Consider the following 17,820-nt stretch of genomic DNA (forward strand, 5'->3'; position numbering starts at 1 on the left):
TAATGATCAGGTGAGCGTTTTGTTTGCTTCTTATCGTGCGCTAAGCTCTATTTTGCTAGCATTCACATGAAGACTGTCCATGGAAATGACTTTTGGTGAAATGGTAGCGCCATCCTTCAATCCCTGGATTCCCTCACATACGATCCTCTCACCCGGTTCCAGCCCGGATTTTACTACATAATAAGTCGAGAAGCGTGACTTGGGCACGAAGCTTCGGGTTTTGATTTTATTGTTTTTATCCACCACATATACAAAGCTTTTATCCTGGATTTCGAATGTGGCTTTTTGTGGAATCAGGATAGCATTGTCGACTGTATTAGTAAGCCTGATCGTTCCCGTTGAGCCGTGTTTCAGTAGCTTTTCAGGATTAGAAAAACGCGCCCGGAATGCAATGGAGCCAGTTCCTTCATCGAATGCCCCTTCCATCGTTTCAATGTTACCCTTGTGTTTGAAAAAAGAACCGTCAGAAAGTTCCAGTTCTACAATCGCTTCTTTTTCAGCGGCTTTTCCTCTTCCTCTCACGTATTCCAGGTATTCGTTTTCAGAGACATTGAAATAGGCAAATACCGTTTTAGTGTCCGAAAGTGTAGTCAGCAACGTTCCTTCATTGATGAGGCTTCCCATTTTAAAAGGAATCCTGTCAATAATGCCGTCAAATGGTGCTTTGATCTCGGTATGGGCCAATTGAAGCGACGCATTGGATTTCTCGGAGCGCGCTTCTTCTATTTTTGCATTCACAGCCGCCAGTTTAGCCTCTGCGACTTCCACTTCTGTTTTGGTGATTACATTTTTTTCGACCAGCAAGCGTACCCTTTTTAGTTCGAGTTCTGCGCCTTTCGCCTCAGCGATAGCACTTTGGAGATTGGCCTTCGCCTTTGCGAGCTGCGCTTCATATTCTTCATTATTGATCCTGAAAAGCGTCTGTCCTTTCTTCACTTCCTTTCCTTCATCCACATATACTTCTTCGAGATAACCTTTTACCCGGGCATATATTTCAACATTCCTGATAGCGTGGATGTCTCCTACATATTCGCGCAGCAGCTCTGTTTTCTGAGGCCTCAGCTCGGTAACGGGAATGGTGAGGATGCTATCCTTGCTTTCGGAGATACCTTCGCTTTTGGAGGCACATCCGTATGTGAAAATGCTGATAATCAACAAGAATGGCCATTGGAGATTTTTCATGATGAGTAGGTAAAAATGGGTGATAATATTTGATCGGGTATAGGAATAGCCTTTAAGCTGCGCGGGGAACCGGCAGTAAAGTCGTGCAGTTATGGCCGGCAAAACAATGTGCAAGGGGCACGCAGTTTTGTCCGTCAGCTACGGAAAATTGGATTTAAAGAACGCTTGCGGCGATTTTCAAAAGGGGCAAAGGCGATGAAGAAAACTGTAATAGTCAGGGAGTGTGATAACACCTTTGGTAACGGAAAGCAGTGTTACGGATTCTCTGATCACTTTCGGGATACGCTGAATGACGTATTCAGGAGCAACCTGATTGACAAGTGTCAGAAACCGGTAGGTAGAGTGGCGATGACGAAGCAGATCGGACAAATTTTCCTTCCATTCGAAATCATCAGCCCTTACGATCGTTTCATTTTTGCGGATCGAATCATCGACCAGTACAAAATGATCCGAAGTTTCAGCCATTTCAATGGCAAAGGGAGAAAAGCCATTTGTGCCCAGATCCAGTTTGCACGCGGACGCTTGCTGTTGCGAAAACAGCAGGGATGCCATGAATTGTGCAAGGCAGAAAAACAATACAAAAGTTCTTTTTGTCATGATGCTGATTGAGATCAGGTCATTAAAAAATTCATACTTTTATAATGAATTCAAGAATGATTGGAACTATTAGATCGGGATTTTAATACAAATTGGCAATAGTTCAAATGTAATAATTCAAATGTAGAAAGCAAATTTTAGTAAATGTTAATGTCTGTTAACGGTAAAATAAATGAAGAATATTGTGCTTCTGAGGCTGTTAACCTCAGAAAAAAATAAATTTTTCATTCAGGAATTGATGTAACTTATTTGATAAAAAATCTATATTTAGTTTAAATTTTACCTCAATAGATTTTTTACATTATAAGCGCTCTATTCAGCGTTTTTTGGCGCAATTTTACCTTTTCAATGTTCTGAAATTGAGCAGGTAATAGCACAGGTCAATGAATAGCAAGACGATTAAAGCGGGGAGGTTTTTATTAACCAAGATGACGGCGGCGGACGGTGACAAATATTTCCGACTGAGTAACAATGCTCAGGTTATGAAGTATGTGACCGGATACCCGCTGACCCGGCCCCAGTCTGACGATATGCTTCGAAAATTTTTAGCTGAGTATGGGGCGAACACTTACCTGGGCAGGTACCTGATCGAGGAGGAGGCGACAGGAGAGTTGATCGGAGCGGCGAAACTGGATAAGGTCGGGGCTGAATATGAGATCGGCTACCGGGTTATGGAAGAGCATTGGGGGAAGGGAATTGCAACCGAAATAGCGACCGGACTAATCCATTTTGCAAAAACAACATTGAATGCCAAAGGTGTGATTGCATTTGTGAATGTTAATAATGCAGCTTCCATACGGGTACTGGAAAAAGCCGGTATGGTGAATATGGAAACCATTGAAGATCTTGATGAAGTAAAGTACAAGTTTAGTTATTCACCTCAAAATAATCCCTTGATGAAAAAAGCGCTCTACATTTTGCTCGGACTGATCGCGTTAGTCCTGATTGCTGCTTTCCTGATGCCAAAAGACTATGCTGTTGAAAAGGAAATTGTTATCAACAAACCGAAGCCCGAAGTTTTCGAATACCTCAAATCCCTGAAAAATCAGGATAATTGGAGTGTATGGGCAACCCGTGACCCGAATATGAAGAAAAGTTTCACCGGAACGGACGGAACGATAGGGTTCACTTCCAGGTGGGAGGGTAATGATGACGTAGGTACAGGCGAGCAGGAAATTACGAAGATCGAAGAGGGCGAGCGTGTCAATACCGAGCTTAGATTCCTGAAACCTTTTGAAAGCACGAACGATGCTTATATGACCACCGAAACGATCGATTCGACCTCAACGAAAGTGCGCTGGGGATTTACAGGTGCTATGCCTATACCCATGAACGTGATGTTGCCTTTCATGGGCATGGAAAAATCGGTAGGAAAGGATTTTCAGGACGGATTGAATAACTTGAAGTCGATTTTGGAAAAATAATAATGCGTACCTGATGACCCAAACCGATCCCCGGATAGATACCTACATTTTGAAATCGGCCGTTTTCGCGATCCCGATTTTGACCTATCTCAGAGAACTCGTACACGCTACCTGCCCGGAAGCGACTGAAACGATGAAATGGAGTTTTCCACACTTCGAGTATAAGGGTAGTATTCTCTGCAGTATGGCATCATTTAAGCAGCATTGCGCATTTGGTTTTTGGCTGGGTTCCAAACTAACTGATCCGCATAATTTACTGGCGTCCGGTGATGAAAAAACTGCGATGGGTCAGCTGGGCAGGATTACCAGCCTGGATGATCTTCCGAAGGGAAATTATCTGTCAGGCTTTATCAGAGAAGCCATGCAGCTGATCGATAGCGGCGTAAAGCAGACCAAGGAACCAAAGCCCACGGCTAGTAAGGAGCTGATTGTTCCCGCCTATTTCAAGGAAGCATTGCAACAGAATGCGGAGGCGCTCAAAACGTTTACTAATTTCAGTTACTCACAGAAAAAGGAGTATGTGGAATGGATTACCGAAGCCAAAAGTGATGCTACCAGGGAAAAAAGAATGGGAACTGCGCTGGAATGGCTTGCGGAAGGGAAGATTAGGAACTGGAAATATTTAAGATAGACTGGCGGAACAACCCCGCCAGTCTACATTGATCTTATTTCAGGTTGGTAGTGCCGTCAGCCTGGTACACAAATCTGAATGTGTATGTTTTCGCGGCTGGGCGGGTTGTGAGATCTTTGAATGCCTCTGCGCTGGTACTTGGGTTTCCCTTGTAATAGCTGATCATTTCAATCTTGGCATATTTGCCGTCAGCTGTTTTCAAAACGATTATTTTGCCGGGCACCGGAATGATCGCGTGCTGCGGTTCTGTGGTGGCAGTGTAGTTGTACCACGACCCCGAGCCTTTGATATCCGTGGCATCAAAACCGGAAGCTGGGGCGGTAGTGTAAGTTTCAAACAGCTGCCCGTTCGATAGTTGCAGCAATTGCGCCGTTCCGCTCACGGAAATGGTCGTTCCCTTGAATTTAATGTCCCATTTTTCAGAGGACGTCACTTCCTTGTTGAGGGAAAGATTAAAAAAAGCAGAATCTTTCTTCGATTCCGCCGAGCCGTCCAGGTCTTTTACTTCACTGATTTTCAGGTCTGGCACTACTACCGGCTCATTCTCATTGTCGTCACTGCAGGCAGTCAGAAATAGCATCGAGGCAGCAAAAAACGTTAGTACAGGTATTTTTAGAGTTCTCATTGTGATTGGTTGATTATGATTATTTATTAAAATTGAAGCTGATGCCTCCGTACAGCAGTCTTCCCGGGAGGTTGGTCACTGAGGCTATGTCTTTGTAATTCAGTAGATTTTCGGCGGTAAGCTGCAATCTCAGCCTGTTTTTGTAAAAACTTTTGGAAACAGAAGCGTTGAGTACATTATATCCTTTCACATATTCGCTGTCTGCATTCAGAATTCCGTTTCCGTCAATGTCGCTGATGCCGTACTTGCCGCGATAAATGGAGCGGAGTGAAGCGGTAATGCCTTTTTCAATATCGTTGTAAGAAATTCTTGCATTGGCCATCCATTTGGAACGGTTGTACAATCCGCCATACTCGCTCATTTTGACCAATCGGGTGCGGTTGTTTTCGTCTTTTGTGTAAACTTCGCCGGCCTTGATCTTATCTTTTTCAGCCTGATCGAAAGCGTCCAGGTACTGTACCCCAAGCGCCACTTCGAAATTTTTAGCGAACGAATAAGTTACCTCCGCCTCCGCGCCCTGCGTCACAACGCTGTTCAGGTTGAAGTAGGAATAGACAAACAATCCATTCGTTTTGAGTGCGATGGGTTGGGTACTGATGAGGTTTTTAATATTATTCCGGAAAGCATTGAATGTGATGCCCAACCCGGGTAATGGTGCGTATCTGAATCCTGCATTGAATGAGGTAGAGCTTTCAGCGTCCAGGCTTTGCAATGTAGAGGGATCTATGAGTACCCGTTCAATGAGACCTGCATGCTGCAATTCTTTGAGCCTGTCGGCCACGCCAATGTATCCGAAAACAGAGTAGCCGACCGCCGCATTAGTGAAGTTGAGGTACAATTGCCTGAAATCCGGCGCTTTATATCCTTTGCCAGCTGAGGCAAGGACCATGAAACGATCCGTGAGCTTGTAGCTGGCTGCCAGCTTGGGACTGAATTGTGATTTGTATTCACTATGAGCGTCAAAACGTCCGCCAGTGATGATGCTGAGTCTTGGCAAAGGCTGCCAGTCCGCCTGCACATAGCCGTAACCTGAGTTAAATGATTGCAGATCTTCGTACCGGGTAGCTTCCACGGTTTCATGTACAGCACCGGCGCCGGCAGTCACTTTCAGGCCGGAAAAGACCGCGTAATCCGTTTGCAGTTCACCCCGCGTAAATGTCTGGTTGAAGAATGTCTGGTCGAACAAGGAATGGTCATCCTCGTAGTTGTAAAGGGACTTTGTTTTGTAAGACGAATAATAAAGCCTCGCCGAAGAATTGAGTTTATCATTAAACCTGACCCGATAGGACGGGGCGATGCTCAGATTTTTCTCATTCCCTTTTCCAGATGCAAATCGGCCGTTGGTAAAATATCGGTCATCCTGCTCACTGTCAAGATAGCGCACTGAAACCCTTACATCCGATTTCGGGGTCAACTGGTAACCGCTTCTCAGGTTCAATGTGTAGGCTTCAAATGGGGAAACTGTCTTGGTACCAGTTTCAGGCCGCAATGCGTAGCCACTGCTGCTGTTGCGGTTCACAAAGCCGCCAATGTCAAACTTATTCTTCCTGAAACCACTTTCCACTGACAGGTCGGTGTTGTTATTCGTGCCATATCTGGCTGATAACGAGGAAGAAAAACCATTTTTTTGTTTCTGGGTAATGATGTTGATCACCCCGGCCATCGCCTCGCTTCCGTATAGTGAGGACGAAGGGCCTTTTACAATTTCAATTTTATCAATGTTGGTAGTAGCAATGCGGGAAAGTTCAAGCGTGCCAGATGTACGTCCGATCACCGGTTCGCCATCGATCATGATCATTGTGTACTCCGGCGAAAATCCCTGCATTTGAATGCCTTTTCCGTGATCTGTGACAATGGTCAGGCCGGTTTGTTCGGCGAGTATCTCATTCAACCGCACCATTCCGCGGTTTTTAATTTCATTGGAAGAGATCTGGGTAACCGGAACAGGGATTTGTGAAAGCAGCTTTTCAGTCCGGGTCGCCGTCACCACGACCTCATTCAAAACATTCGTCCTGACAGAATCTGGTCTCGGCGTCTGTTGCTGAGCCAGGCCTGCTGTCGTTAATAATGATAGGAGGGGAAATAAACGAATTCTCATTTATTTAGAATAAATTTAAATAGATTCACAAATGAATATATTATTTAGACTAAATACAAAGAAAGAATAAAATTTATGTGATAACTCTGAATTGAGGCTGCTGAGAAATGAAATAAGTGACTATTGTAGCGAGGAAACGGTTATTTGATAACCGCAGCGAGGGTGACGGTGACAATGTCTTTCAGCTTCCAGTCCTTTTCACCGATTTTATAGTCAAGCCGGTTTACTTCGAATGTGCTGGACAGGGCATAACTGCCATCTGCGTTTTTTTTGGCTTCAAAAGGCAATGTCACAGTTTTGGAAACGTCACGCATCGTGAGGGTACCTGTTGCCTGGAATTTCCCGTCTTTCTTTTCCACCTTCGAAGATTTGAAATGAATATCGGGATACTTTTCGACGTAAAAGTACTTTTCACTTTTAAGGTCCTTATCCCGGGAATTATTACCGGTTTTGAATGTTGCAGCCGTAATTTTTAGATCAAATGAAGCTCCTGACAGGTTTTTTTCGTCAAAAACAGCTGATCCTTTCGGTGCTTCAAAGCTACCGTCGCAAGTGCCCAGCACGAATTTTACACTGAATTTGGTGCTACCGGAGACGATTTTGGAAGTTTGAGCAAAAGTGTTGCCCCATCCCGTCAGGATGATAATGGACAGGGCAAATTTGAGAATATGGCGCATTTGAACCGGTTTTTGGATAAAGCAATATACGTTATTCCTCTTCAAGAAGCGATTCTCCTTCCGACATATCCCCGGAAGTCCATCGCCATTTTTCATGCATACGAAGTTTTCCGTTCGGAAGTTGCTCAGGGGTAGAATGGCAGATGCCGGTGGTGATCTCACCCTTGTCATTAACTTGATGATAGCGCATATCCAAATTGCCCCGGTCGTCGACCAGGGCAATCAAATGGCCGGTAACGATCCTGCCACCCGAATAAGTGGAAGTCACGATGTTACCCGTTTGCTTATACAAAAACTGCATTTGCAGATCCACTTCACCATTTTCAGAATTAGAAAGCGGAATAAAAACCTTATTATCGTAATTAGTCATAGTACAGAAGTTATCCACCACACATTGCCGCAGGGATCGGTTACCCCGCAGCTCCGACCGTAATCCTGGTCGGATGGCTCCATTAATTTGGTTGCACCCTCGGACAATGCTTTTTGAAAAGTGTCGTCTGCATTTTCTACATAGATAAACATATTGGACGGTTGCGCAGGCCATTCTCCACGGGCATCGCAAAACATAATGGTACTATCGCCGATCCTTACTTCCGAATGTTTGATCTGGCTCGGATCGTCTTCCTGGAAATGTGTTGAGACGATTGTTCCACCAAATACATTGATTGTGAATTCCTTAAACTTTGCGGCTCCTGCCAGCATTAAGTAGGGCATTAATGTTTGATGGCCGTTGGGGACTTTTACATTGCTCATAATTTTTTGTTTTAAGTTTAAGCAAAGGTATCGGCGGCTTATACCTCAAAATTGGAAAAACGCGACATTATACATCGCGGTAGCCGGTTCCTTCGGTTCTTCCGGAAAAGTAAAACCGGGGATGATCTCCCGAAAATGCCTTGAAATCGTGAATAAAGTGAGACTGATCGTAATACCCACATTCGTAAGCGATTTCGGTCAGCGACTTTTCTTTATCTCCATAAGCATTCAATGCAGACTGAAACCGGATGATACGGGAGAAAAGCTTCGGGCTAAAACCTGAGAATGCTTTAAATTTTCGTTCAAACTGTCTTGTAGACAGAAAACTGCTAGCTGCAAGTTCAGGCACGCTGGCGATACCATTACTCCGGATGATTTGATTGATAACCGAAAAAACGGCAGGTTCCGAAGGCTGATTTCTACGCAAACAGCTTTCCAGAAAGTGGGTCATCACTTCAACTCTTTCAGATGTATCCGTGGCCAACATCATTTTTTCTTCCAGTTCGACTCCTTTTTTGCCAAGAAACGCCTCCATATCCGGCATTTCATTGCTGATTTCGGTAGAGGGAATACCAAAAAGGACGGGTATGGCGAAAGGGTAGAGATAGACTCCGAAAATTCCAAAATCTTCCCGGATCAGGAACCGGCGGAACGTTTGCGATTGCCCGTGAATGCCCGAATTAAAGGATAATTCAATTTTATCATTGGCAAATAGCTCGTCGAAACGGCCTTTGTAATGAAAGATCAATTCTGCACAACCGTCTGCCATGGTACGGTGAATGTAGGGCTGGCCTTCGGAAACTTCATGTTCAAGTACCCAAAAGGACCGGACATACCGGGCAAGCGCAGGAGATGGGGAAATAGTGAAATATTTCATGATAAACAGTCCATGTGCTGTTGTGACCTGGCTTGAAGATAATGGATAGTTTCTAAAAGCTTATGGCGGAACCTCGTTTTTCCATTCATTAAGGCGATAAATATTAATCTACTTACTCTATATATTTTCAAGATAAATTTTTATTATCTGTAATGAAATTTATATTTTTGAAATCTCTTTAATACATTTGATAGCATATATGACGGTCGGAATTGTTTCATGATTGTCTCTGTTAACCTATTATTTAACAGGATTAATAACATAGTCGATTACCTTACTACTCAGTTTCTATTATGAAATTAGTGCCCATAGAGAAGCGTAGCGGACTTACCCGCGAGGAATTTATTGAGAATTATTTGAAGCCAAGTCGTCCCGTTGTTTTTACGGACTTGGCAAAAGATTGGCCTGCTATTCAAAAATGGACATTCGAGTGGCTGAGAGAAAATCACGGGAGCCTAGATGTTCCTTTGGTTGATAACCATATTCATGATGCGGATAAATATTTTCAGATTGCCAAAACAATGAAGTTCGGAGACTATTTGTCGCTCATTGAAAAAGGGCCGACAGATCTGCGTATTTTCTTATTTGATATCTTCAAAAAAATTCCCGAGCTGGCAGACGACATTCGTTTTCCAACCATTATGGATGGATTTTTGAAGTCTTACAAATTTGTATTTTTTGGAGGGCAGGGTTCTATTACCAATCTCCATTACGATATGGACTGCTCCAACGTCTTCCTTACCCAATTCCAGACCAGGAAGCAGGTAATATTGTTTTCTCCGGAAGAAAGCAGACGCCTGTACCACCACCCGTTCACGGTGATGAGCAAGGTAGATCCGATCGATCCTGATTATGAAAGATTCCCGGCATTGAAAGGGGCAGTGGGACACGAAACCATTCTGCATCACGGAGAAACGATTTTTATTCCTTCGTTGTGGTGGCATTATATCCGCTACGTGGATGGCGGTTTTAGTCTTGCATTACGTGCTAACAATTCCATTTTCACGGCTGTGCGTGGTGGTATGAACCTGGTTCGTCACACGTTTGTGGATAAGAGCATGACTAAGCTGCTAGGTATTGACTGGCAGCATTGGAAAGAAAATAAAGCTGCGGAGAATGCGAAGTCAATTTTGCAGGAGCAAGCATAAAGTTAAACCGGACGCATTTCAAAGAAACTAATATATCTTTGAAATGCGTTACAAACGGTACGGCTTTACTACTCGTTATGGATTTTGAACTTACCTCTGTTTACCAACCTACGGGCGACCAGCCTGATGCAATCGAGCAACTTGTTCAAGGGCTGAACGCCGGAGAACCTTCACAGACTTTACTAGGGGTTACGGGCTCCGGTAAAACATTTACCGTCGCCAATGTCGTCGCCCAGGTCAACAAACCTACGCTGGTGCTGAGCCACAACAAGACACTGGCGGCACAGCTTTACGGCGAATTCAAGCAATTTTTTCCTAAAAATGCCGTCGAGTATTTTATCAGCTACTACGACTACTATCAACCGGAAGCATTCATTTCCAGTACCAATACTTACATTGAAAAGGACCTGATGATCAATCAGGAAATAGAGAAGCTGCGGCTGCATACCGTTTCGTCGCTCATGAGTGGCCGCCGGGATGTGGTGGTGGTCGCGTCTGTTTCGTGTATTTACGGTGCGGGTAACCCACATGAATACAAGAAAAGTATCGTCAGCGCCAAGCTGGGGGACATTGTGAGTCGCAACCAGTTCCTGTTTCGGTTAGTCGAGATTCTTTATAGCCGTACCGAACTGGAATTCAACAGAGGTAATTTCCGTGTGAAAGGCGATACGGTTGATATATTTCCAGGATACGCCGACTTCGCGTACCGGATCATTTTTTTCGGAGATGAAATTGAAGAAATTCAGCGCATTGAACCGGAGACTGGTAAGAAAATCTCTACCGAACGCGCCATTGCTATTTTTCCGGCCAATTTGTTTGTGACTGGAAGGGACGTTTTAATGCAGTCGATCAAGGAAATACAGGATGATCTGGCCATGCAGATCCAATATTTTACAAAGGAGGGAAGGCTGGCAGAGGCGGAGCGTGTGAAAGAGCGTACCGAATTTGATATGGAAATGATGCGGGAGCTCGGTTACTGCTCCGGTATCGAAAACTACTCGCGGTACTTCGACCGCCGCATTGCGGGGCAAAGACCATTCTGCCTGCTCGACTATTTTCCTGAGGATTTTCTTATGGTAGTAGACGAAAGCCACGTAACGATGCCGCAAATCCGCGCGATGTGGGGAGGCGACCGTTCCAGAAAAGAAGCATTGGTTGAGTATGGTTTCCGGCTGCCTTCTGCATTGGATAACCGCCCGCTGACATTTCAGGAATTTGAGGATATGACGCCGCAAACGATTTTTGTGAGTGCAACCCCTGCTGACTATGAACTACGCAAATCGGAAGGAGTTGTGGTAGAGCAGATCATTCGCCCGACTGGTTTGCTTGATCCCGAAATTGAGGTGAGGCCCAGTCTGAACCAGATTGATGATCTTTTGGAGGAAATCAACAAAAGAATTACGATGGGCGATAGGGTACTCATCACGACTTTGACCAAAAGAATGGCAGAGGAATTGAGTAAATATCTTGACAGGGTAGGCATCAAGTGCCGCTACATCCATTCGGAGGTCAAGACGCTGGACCGCGTGGAAATTTTGCGTGAGCTGAGGCTGGGCGTTTTTGATGTGCTGGTAGGCGTCAACTTGCTGAGGGAAGGTCTGGATTTGCCAGAGGTTTCGCTGGTAGCAATTATGGATGCTGATAAGGAGGGTTTCTTACGTGATACCCGCTCCATGATCCAGACGATTGGCCGGGCGGCGCGTAATGACCGTGGGAAGGTGATCATGTACGCCGATGTCATGACCGGCTCTATGCAGTTGGCTATTGATGAAACCAATCGCCGTCGTAGCATTCAGATCGAGTATAATATTGAAAACGGCATTACTCCGAGAACGATCTTGAAATCCAGGGAAGCCATTATGGAGCAGACTTCTGTGGCAGATTCCAAAGTACGCAAAGTGTACGTGGAGCCTAGTGAAGTACGCATTGCTGCCGATCCTGTGGTTCAGTATATGGGTAAAAATGATCTGCAAAAACTCGTTGCCGAAACGCAGCGCAAGATGGAGTCCGCAGCGAGAGACCTAGACTTCCTCGAAGCGGCGAGGTTACGCGATGAGTTGATGCAGTTGAAGGCTCGGGTGAAGGAGAGCGCGTAATCCGATAATTTCATATATTTATGAAAGTTTAAATATACATGCTATGATCAGAACGCTGTTAGTTCCAGACAATCAGGACGTTTCAATTCAATTGCCTCAATCTTTTGTAGGAAAACAAGTTGAGGTAATTGCCTTCACTATCAATGATACCGTCCATGAATCGCACGCTCAGGACAAGCCCCTGACGCATTATGCCAGTCAAAATGTATTGTCAAAAGATTGGCTAACATCTGAAGAAGACGAGGCGTGGCAAAATTTATAAAAGGCGAGATTGTAGTCATTCCTTTTCCATTCTCGGATTTATCGGGGTCTAAAAGAAGACCTGCAATGGTGATTGCAGATTTAGAACGTGACGACATCCTATTATGCCAGATTACCTCACAAAACTCGTCGGATAAATTAGCCATTGCATTAACGTCAAAGGATTTTGTGAATGGTTCTTTACCTGTGGATAGTTACATCAGACCGACGCGAATTTTTACAGCCGACAAAAATATTATTGTTCGCAGGGCAGGATTGATAAAAACCGGTCTAATTAATGAAGTGACTCAGAAGATCATTGATATCATCAAATGATTCTTCAAAGTCTCAGATAGTTTCGATTGAACTCAACAGTTCCAGCGCTTCATCCCAGTTATCGACTCTGCGGTATTTATCGATTCCACGGTTGTGGCCGGCGGTGAAGAGAATAGGTGTTCCCTGGCAGTAATCCAGGTTTTTAAGGTGGTCGTCAATCAGATAATCTGTGTTGATAACACGCTTATCGCCGCAGAAGACGATATTTTTCCAGTGAATGAACGGAAAATGCTCGTTTAGCCAGTCATATTTTTCAGAGAGCGAATTTGGAAATTCCATCGCTGCTGAAACGATAAATACATCAAAATTTTCCTGCAACTTCAACAATGCTTCCTGCGCACCCGGAACTAGTGGCGCGTTGCGAAAGAAACCAGGCTTGTAAATTAAACTTCTCGCTGCCAATGGATCAGGAAAAGCCTGATCTTCGGGAATGCCGTGCATGGCCTCCTTGGTCACTTCTATTCCAAATTCTTTATGGTACCAGGTAATCCAGTTGGTTTCAATATCGACAATTACATTGTCCATGTCGATAGCTAGTGATTTTCGGGTCATTTCGATTGATGCTTTATTTTGCAATTATTTGCAACAAATGTAAATCTTAATTGCAGTAAAATGCAATATTGAAATTAAAAATTTGATAACTTTGCAAAAAATAAAAGTTTATTATGTTAAAAGAGGAGCGCTTCCAGATCATACTTAAACAGCTTGGATTAGATCAAAAGGTCTATTTGGGCGGACTAAGTGCCTTGCTAAATGTTTCTGAGGATACGATTCGCAGGGATATCAAAGAGCTGGCAGATCAGGGATTACTGAAATCCGTAAGAGGAGGGGCTGTGCCGCATTCTCCCGGGCCGCACCATTTCCGCGACAGGATGTTTTATGACAATGAGCAGAAGCAAATTATCGCAAGGAAGGCACTTACTTTTTTAAAGAACGACCAGGTTGTGCTGTTTGATGGTGGAACTTCGGCCATGTTGATCGCCCAAATGTTACCAAAGGATTTGAGGTTGACGGTGATTACCAACAGTTTTCCCATTGCTTCATTGCTGGAAGAGCACGAGTACGTTGAGGTTTTATTTGCGGGAGGACGACTATTAAAAAATTCATTTGTAACAATCGGGAGCGATACAATTCAGTTTTTCAAGAAATTCAGGGCGGATATTTGCTTGCTGGGTATTTGCAGTATCCATACAGAATTGGGCGTTACTGGGCCGCACTATGAAGAAAGTGAAGTAAAGCGTGCGATGATCGGGGCGTCGAAGGAAGTGATCGCGCTTGCCAGTACGGAGAAACTCGGGACAGCGGAGGCTTACTATGTCTGCCCGACTGATCAGTTATCTGTGATTATTACTGATCAGCCGGCGGACAGTGATGAATTTAAAATATATAGTGATCTGGGAATCAGGATGGTTTGAATTTTTCTTCAAACTTAACCTTTCTTGTCCGGGATCGTTTGTTCAATTTTAAAGCAGGAATCATCGATCGATTTGATGTCGTGATCAATGGCGCTGGCAAAGCCCAGCATATAGGAAACGGCCAGGCGCCAGAGCCATTTCCGGATAATTTTTAACACAATATTGAATTTCATCTTCCATTTTGGATTGAAAAATAGAACGGATTGAACGCATAGCATGGTGCTCCGTCATGATTAAACAGCAAATTGGGTGAGGCCTGAATAAATTTTAATCAGGCATGGAAAATGAAAGGATCTTCGGAAGCGAACGCTCTGCACAGAAGGTGCTGAGTGATACCTGTTCTCAATGAAAGTAACTTCGCCGGGAATGCAAGGGAATGTTGAACTACGAGATGATCGTGCCTTTTTGAGATAGCTGCAATGTAGGTGAATTGCAGATTCCTGGTATCAGTGGCATGCTCAAAACCGTGAGCAGGCAGCGCACAAAAATCATAAATGGAGCGAACATTGGAAGCGCTGCCTGTATACTTCTCAGTAATTAGGAAGGCGTCTGCATTCGCTGCCCTATTATAAGAACTGACTTCCAAAGAAAGGAATATTCCGGACGACAGGGTCGCCATAAACAGCCAATGCAGAATTGACCGCTTTCCAGATATGTTTTGAAATATTCCCATTGCCATAAAGATATACAAATAACTCGTAATGAGCTACCTGGGTGCCATTCTGATCGCACCGTCCAGCCGGATCACTTCTCCGTTGAGCATTGGATTTTCAACGATGGATCGTGCCAATAATGCATATTCGGAGGGACGACCGAGCCGGGAAGGAAATGGTACCTGCTGGCCGAGCGACAAACGCGCTTCTTCCGGGAGGCCCAGCATCAGCGGAGTTTCAAATAACCCCGGCGCAATCGCCATCACCCGAATTCCAGATTTCGCGAGATCGCGGGCGACGGGTAATGTCATGCTTACGATACCGCCCTTGCTTGCAGCGTAGGCGACCTGGCCCATTTGTCCATCGTAAGCAGCTACCGAAGCAGTATTGATAATTACACCTCGCTCACCTTCGTCATTGGGTACATTCTTTTCCATTGCAAATGCCGCAAGCCGCATTACATTGAATGTCCCTACAAGATTGACACGGATTGTTTTTTCAAAAACTTCAAGCGAGTGCGCACCGTAGATACCGTCAACTTTGCCAACGATTTTACGAGCTGGGGCGATGCCTGCGCAGTTAATGACAATTTGAATGGATTGAAACGACCGAATAGCTTCGTCGATAGCGTTCTGAACATCAGCTTCAATTGAAACATCTGCCTTAAAGAATTTTAGCCGGTCCGAAAATTCAAGTTCAAGCTTTTCTCCGGCAACTTCATTCAAATCCAGCACAACCACATTTGCTCCCTGCCCTAAAAACAAACGGGCGGTAGCTTCTCCTAATCCGGAAGCACCGCCTGTAATGATCGCTGTGGAATTTTGTAATTGCATAAGGCTTTTATTTCCTTAGCAGATGCTCAGGAATGGGATGCTCTTCGAGGAATTTGCGAGCTCGTTCGGCTTTTACTTTAACAACCGGGTGCTCAGACAGATCCGGCAAAGTGTTATCGATTATCTTTCGGGGTAATAAATTTGCGGGAATATCTAATTTCTTATCCAGAATTTTCATGATTGTAGCCAGCTTATTTTTACTAATCTAAGAATTTTCTTGCTATCAAAAAACTCTCATAGGATTGGTTTGGTTTAAATGCTTGCCATTCTTGATGTTGGTAACCAAGTATTTCCAGTTGATGTTTAACTTCATCAAAAATCATATTAATAGCTATTTGATAAAGACGTGTCCTGGAACTACTGTTTCCAGTTATGACGACACTCCTTTCTGCGTACTGGGAGAGATAATCTAAAATCACAGCCATCACAGTTGCAAGAATTTCGGGCATGTCACCATTATCTGTAATCGAATTGTCAATATATAATCTTGCGCAGCCGGATCGAAATCCAGCAACGCAAGATTATATCTACTTGGTGCGACTTGGGCCAATTCTATCGTTTTGTCGATTATGCCACGCTTGCCTACACTTTGGAACTTAAAATGACCAGTGGCCTCGTTTGCTATGAATGGATAAGCCTGATACTGCCCCATTAAACCACCTCAATCTTAACCTTCAACAGAAACTCATCCATTTCAATTTCAGTAGCCTCGCCATTCAGATCGCCCACCAGGCTCAAATCCAATGCCTGTACTTCCTGACAGATATAGTCTTTATTGGCTGTTATAGCGTTGGCCAGTAGGGCGTCATTGTTTTGCAATGTTATTTTGATCTTATCAGTTACGTCAAAACCACTGTCTTTACGAAGGTTCTGAACACGGTTCACGAAGTCGCGGGCGATACCTTCCAGTCTGAGGTCATCAGTAATGGTAATGTCCAGCGCGACGGTTAATCCTCCCTCGCTTGCTACCAGCCAGCCCGGAACGTCTTCTGCGATGATTTCAACATCACTGATGGCGATATCAAGTGCACCATTTAGGACAATGCTACCTTTTTGCTCTATTTCTTTGATCTCAGCCTCAGTCATGGCAGAAATCGCTGCTGCTACTTCCTTCATTTTCGGCCCGAATTTAGGTCCCAGAGTCTTGAAGTTAGGTTTGATCTTCTTTTTAAGGATACCGCTGTCATCATGAACGAATTCCACAGCCTTCACATTGACCTCTGTCAGAATGATAGCAGTAACCTGCTCAATCTGGCGTTTGGTATGATCGCTTAAAACCGGGATCAGAATCTTGGATAGCGGCTGACGCACCTTGATCTTATGACCTTTGCGGATCGAGTGAACGAGCGAGCTGATCGTTTGTGCCAGTTCCATAGACTCTTCCAAATCCGCGTCCACTACGCCGCTTTCAATTTTCGGCCAGTAGGTAAGGTGTACCGAATCGTATTTGAAACCAGTGTTGTTTTTAACGGAAGCCTCGCGATCGCCGTCAGTAAGGTTTTTGTACAACCATTCTCCGAAGAAAGGTGCAATAGGCGACATGAGTTGTGCTACTGTTACAAGGCAATGCTGCAAAGTTTCGTAAGCTGCCTGTTTGTCTTCTGTCAATCCGGTTCCTTGTTCCTGCGAAGGGTTCCAGAAACGGCGGCGGTTCAAACGGATATACCAGTTGGAAAGCTGATCAGTCACAAAATCCTGTACCAGCCGACCGGCCTTGGTTGGGTTATAATCATCAAACTGCTCACCAACTTCCTTGATGACTGTATTTAGTTTTGACAAGATCCAGCGGTCCAGCTCGGTACGTTTTTCGATTGGTACTGAATTGGCTTCATGGAACTCATAACCGTCCAGATTCGCATATAATGCAAAGAAATTGTAAGTGTTAACCAACGTCCCGAAGAACTTCCGCTGCACTTCACCAATTCCTTCAATGTTGAATTTTAGGTTATCCCACGGTTCTGCATTGGTGATCATATACCACCTGGTAGCGTCAGGGCCGTATTGGGCAAGTGTCGAGAATGGATCCACAGCGTTGCCAAGTCGCTTGGACATTTTGTTGCCATTTTTGTCCAAAACCAAACCTGTAGACACAACATTTTTGAATGCAACCGAATCAAACAGCATTCCTGCAATCGCGTGCAGCGTGAAGAACCAGCCACGTGTCTGGTCTACACCCTCTGAAATAAAGTCAGCCGGATAGCTTTGATTGAATATTTCCTGATTTTCAAACGGGTA

At 44.5% G+C, this 17,820-nt stretch carries 22 protein-coding genes; 7 read left to right on the forward strand and 15 right to left on the reverse strand.

The features are described from left to right. Nucleotides 1-30: 30 nt before the first annotated feature. Nucleotides 31-1,182 (reverse strand): efflux RND transporter periplasmic adaptor subunit, encoded by a 1,152-nt coding sequence (locus ABIO93_RS17775; protein WP_348070034.1) that lies wholly within the window; start codon nucleotides 1,180-1,182, stop codon nucleotides 31-33. Between the two features lie 177 nt (nucleotides 1,183-1,359). Continuing rightward, a complete protein-coding gene (locus ABIO93_RS17780; RefSeq protein ID WP_348070036.1) occupies nucleotides 1,360-1,779 on the reverse strand; it encodes a hypothetical protein in 420 nt (139 codons plus the stop codon). Nucleotides 1,780-2,162: 383 nt separating this feature from the next. On the opposite strand from ABIO93_RS17780, the gene ABIO93_RS17785 reads away from it, so the two are divergent. Together ABIO93_RS17785 and ABIO93_RS17790 are read left to right on the forward strand one after the other, a co-directional pair. Then, nucleotides 2,163-3,203: a GNAT family N-acetyltransferase gene (locus tag ABIO93_RS17785; RefSeq protein WP_348070038.1), complete on the forward strand. Its 1,041-nt coding sequence runs from the start codon at nucleotides 2,163-2,165 to the stop codon at nucleotides 3,201-3,203. A 13-nt stretch (nucleotides 3,204-3,216) separates the two neighbouring features. Next, nucleotides 3,217-3,834, forward strand: coding sequence for a DUF1801 domain-containing protein (locus tag ABIO93_RS17790; protein WP_348070039.1), 618 nt, complete (start codon nucleotides 3,217-3,219; stop codon nucleotides 3,832-3,834). 34 nt (nucleotides 3,835-3,868) lie between these two features. On the opposite strand, the gene ABIO93_RS17795 is transcribed toward ABIO93_RS17790, so the two are convergent. From ABIO93_RS17795 to ABIO93_RS17820, 6 genes are all read right to left on the reverse strand, one after another. After that, nucleotides 3,869-4,459, reverse strand: a complete 591-nt coding sequence (locus ABIO93_RS17795) for an HmuY family protein (RefSeq protein ID WP_348070041.1) — start codon at nucleotides 4,457-4,459, stop codon at nucleotides 3,869-3,871. Nucleotides 4,460-4,478: 19 nt separating this feature from the next. Beyond that, entirely contained in the window at nucleotides 4,479-6,557 is a 2,079-nt protein-coding gene (locus ABIO93_RS17800) for a TonB-dependent receptor (RefSeq protein ID WP_348070043.1), read from the reverse strand. Nucleotides 6,558-6,697: 140 nt separating this feature from the next. Next, nucleotides 6,698-7,234 carry a YceI family protein gene (locus tag ABIO93_RS17805; protein ID WP_348070045.1) on the reverse strand — a complete coding sequence of 179 codons (537 nt, stop codon included), beginning with the start codon at nucleotides 7,232-7,234 and terminating at the stop codon, nucleotides 6,698-6,700. A 31-nt stretch (nucleotides 7,235-7,265) separates the two neighbouring features. Beyond that, nucleotides 7,266-7,604 (reverse strand): n-acetylglutamate synthase, encoded by a 339-nt coding sequence (locus ABIO93_RS17810; RefSeq protein ID WP_348070047.1) that lies wholly within the window; start codon nucleotides 7,602-7,604, stop codon nucleotides 7,266-7,268. After that, nucleotides 7,601-7,987, reverse strand: coding sequence for a VOC family protein (locus ABIO93_RS17815; protein WP_348070049.1), 387 nt, complete (start codon nucleotides 7,985-7,987; stop codon nucleotides 7,601-7,603). The genes ABIO93_RS17810 and ABIO93_RS17815 overlap by 4 nt, the downstream gene beginning before the upstream one ends. 67 nt (nucleotides 7,988-8,054) lie before the next feature. Further along, nucleotides 8,055-8,864 (reverse strand): helix-turn-helix domain-containing protein, encoded by an 810-nt coding sequence (locus tag ABIO93_RS17820; protein ID WP_348070050.1) that lies wholly within the window; start codon nucleotides 8,862-8,864, stop codon nucleotides 8,055-8,057. Between the two features lie 293 nt (nucleotides 8,865-9,157). Between ABIO93_RS17820 and ABIO93_RS17825 the strand changes: the two genes are divergently transcribed. The 4 genes from ABIO93_RS17825 (at nucleotide 9,158) to ABIO93_RS17840 (ending at nucleotide 12,684) form a co-directional block, all read left to right on the forward strand. Then, entirely contained in the window at nucleotides 9,158-10,012 is an 855-nt protein-coding gene (locus tag ABIO93_RS17825) for a cupin-like domain-containing protein (RefSeq protein WP_348070052.1), read from the forward strand. A 77-nt stretch (nucleotides 10,013-10,089) separates the two neighbouring features. Beyond that, nucleotides 10,090-12,108: an excinuclease ABC subunit UvrB gene (gene uvrB, locus ABIO93_RS17830; RefSeq protein WP_348070054.1), complete on the forward strand. Its 2,019-nt coding sequence runs from the start codon at nucleotides 10,090-10,092 to the stop codon at nucleotides 12,106-12,108. Between the two features lie 43 nt (nucleotides 12,109-12,151). Next, nucleotides 12,152-12,370 carry a hypothetical protein gene (locus ABIO93_RS17835; RefSeq protein ID WP_348070055.1) on the forward strand — a complete coding sequence of 73 codons (219 nt, stop codon included), beginning with the start codon at nucleotides 12,152-12,154 and terminating at the stop codon, nucleotides 12,368-12,370. Next, the gene (locus tag ABIO93_RS17840) at nucleotides 12,355-12,684 is read left to right on the forward strand and encodes a type II toxin-antitoxin system PemK/MazF family toxin (protein ID WP_348070057.1); all 330 of its coding nucleotides are present in this window, start codon (nucleotides 12,355-12,357) and stop codon (nucleotides 12,682-12,684) included. Before ABIO93_RS17835 ends, ABIO93_RS17840 begins: the two co-directional genes overlap by 16 nt. 12 nt (nucleotides 12,685-12,696) lie before the next feature. On the opposite strand, the gene ABIO93_RS17845 is transcribed toward ABIO93_RS17840, so the two are convergent. After that, a complete protein-coding gene (locus ABIO93_RS17845) occupies nucleotides 12,697-13,236 on the reverse strand; it encodes a 5'(3')-deoxyribonucleotidase (RefSeq protein WP_348070059.1) in 540 nt (179 codons plus the stop codon). Between the two features lie 113 nt (nucleotides 13,237-13,349). On the opposite strand from ABIO93_RS17845, the gene ABIO93_RS17850 reads away from it, so the two are divergent. After that, complete coding sequence (locus ABIO93_RS17850; RefSeq protein WP_348070060.1) at nucleotides 13,350-14,099, forward strand: DeoR/GlpR family DNA-binding transcription regulator; 750 nt, start codon at nucleotides 13,350-13,352, stop codon at nucleotides 14,097-14,099. A gap of 14 nt (nucleotides 14,100-14,113) precedes the next feature. Here ABIO93_RS17850 and ABIO93_RS17855 read toward each other — a convergent pair whose 3' ends face one another. The 6 genes from ABIO93_RS17855 to ABIO93_RS17880 all read right to left on the reverse strand — a co-directional run. Then, entirely contained in the window at nucleotides 14,114-14,272 is a 159-nt protein-coding gene (locus tag ABIO93_RS17855) for a hypothetical protein (RefSeq protein ID WP_348070062.1), read from the reverse strand. Between the two features lie 98 nt (nucleotides 14,273-14,370). Beyond that, nucleotides 14,371-14,718, reverse strand: coding sequence for a hypothetical protein (locus ABIO93_RS17860; RefSeq protein WP_348070064.1), 348 nt, complete (start codon nucleotides 14,716-14,718; stop codon nucleotides 14,371-14,373). Nucleotides 14,719-14,805: 87 nt separating this feature from the next. Beyond that, complete coding sequence (locus ABIO93_RS17865; RefSeq protein WP_348070065.1) at nucleotides 14,806-15,585, reverse strand: 3-hydroxyacyl-CoA dehydrogenase; 780 nt, start codon at nucleotides 15,583-15,585, stop codon at nucleotides 14,806-14,808. A 7-nt stretch (nucleotides 15,586-15,592) separates the two neighbouring features. Further along, entirely contained in the window at nucleotides 15,593-15,763 is a 171-nt protein-coding gene (locus ABIO93_RS17870) for a hypothetical protein (protein WP_348070067.1), read from the reverse strand. Between the two features lie 22 nt (nucleotides 15,764-15,785). Continuing rightward, the gene (locus ABIO93_RS17875) at nucleotides 15,786-16,034 is read right to left on the reverse strand and encodes a hypothetical protein (protein ID WP_348070069.1); all 249 of its coding nucleotides are present in this window, start codon (nucleotides 16,032-16,034) and stop codon (nucleotides 15,786-15,788) included. 202 nt (nucleotides 16,035-16,236) lie between these two features. Further along, nucleotides 16,237-17,820: DUF5915 domain-containing protein (locus ABIO93_RS17880; protein ID WP_348070070.1), on the reverse strand; the 1,584-nt coding region annotated here is incomplete at its 5' end.

This window comes from Dyadobacter sp., from assembly GCF_039919315.1.
Classification (GTDB): Bacteria; Bacteroidota; Bacteroidia; order Cytophagales; family Spirosomataceae; genus Dyadobacter.